The sequence below is a fragment of the Deferrisoma palaeochoriense genome (assembly GCF_054656955.1).
In genome coordinates, this window is sequence record NZ_BAAHXI010000152.1 from 1 (window position 1) to 1,352 (window position 1,352).

Annotated in this window: 1 protein-coding gene; it reads left to right on the forward strand. The window is 74.6% G+C overall.

Annotation, left to right across the window (positions count from 1 at the left end):
* On the forward strand, positions 1 to 1,352 hold a 1,352-nt coding region (locus ACYQ8L_RS18465; protein WP_459943291.1), incomplete at both ends, for a hypothetical protein.

Consider the following 1,352-nt stretch of genomic DNA (forward strand, 5'->3'; position numbering starts at 1 on the left):
ACGTCCTGCCGCCGGAGCTTCGCGACACGGCCCTCTCGGACCTCGCCTACGCCATCGGCGGCACGGCCCTCACCGGCGCCGACGCCCCAACCCTCGACGAGACGAACCGGACGAGCACCGGTGAGGTCACCTGGCGGTTCCCCGACACGGCCGTGCTCGGCCCCGGGGAGGTCCTCACCATCGCGTTCACGGCCACGGTGGACGCCGACGTCGGCCCCGACGTCTCCTTCACCAACGCCGCCCGGGGGGACCACTTCTATTCCCTCCCCTCGGCCGACGACCCCACCGAGGCCGTGCGAAAGGACTACGGCACGGTCGGGCCGGTCACGGCGGGGCTCACCACCTTCGATCCGCCCGGGGACCTCTCGATCTCGGCCCCGGCCGCGGCCAAGATCGGGGAGACCGTCACCTACACGGTCACCTTCCCCCAGACCGCCGTCGCCTCGGACCTCTACGACGTGGCCCTCACCTCGGCGCTCCCCGACGGGCTCGCCCTCGTGTCGGCGGCGGCCGACGGCGCCTGCGAGGGGTTCGACGACTCGGCCACGGCCGGAAACGCCCTCGATCTTCGGTGCACCAGGATCGCGGCGGGCGCCCGGGCCGGGTTCACCGTGACCGCCCGGGTCCGAGCCGACCACGCCCCGAACCAGGCCGGGGCCACCCTCGACGTGCCCGTGGAGGCCCGGTTCAGCGACCGGACGGGCGGCACCGTGCTCGGGCCCGTCTCGGCCACCCACACCCTGACCCTCGCGGAGCCCCAGGTCACGGCAACGCTCGCCGCCCGCAATGTGACCCGGGGCGACCCGGCCGACTTCTCCACCCTCACCGCCCCCGACGCCGGCGACGTGCTGGAGTACAAGGTCACCGTGTCGAACGCCTCGGGCGCCAACGTCTCCGACGCCTTTGACTTCGCCCTGGTCGAGCAACTCCCCGAGGGCCTCGCCTACGTCACCGGATCGGCCCAAAAGGACGGCTCCGCCCTGGAACCCACGGTCGCCGGCGACCCCCAGGCCCTCACCTGGGGCCGCGACGCGGGCCAGGACCTCGACCTCGCCCCCGGCGCCTCCTTCGTCCTCACCTACCGGGTCACGGTCCTCGACACGGTCGAGCCGGGCCAGACCCTGACCGACGCCCTCTCCCTCGACTGGACCAGCCTCGACGGCGCCGACCCCAACGAGCGCGACGGCGACGGCGGCACCGGAGGCCTCGACGACTACGCCGCCGGGCCCCTGTCGGTCTCCACCACCACCCCCGACCCGGCCGGGCTCTCCGCCGCGGTCGCCGCCGGGCCCCTTGCCGGCGGGGCGTACCGGGTGGGCGACCTCGTCACCGTGACCCTCACCGTGACCGGC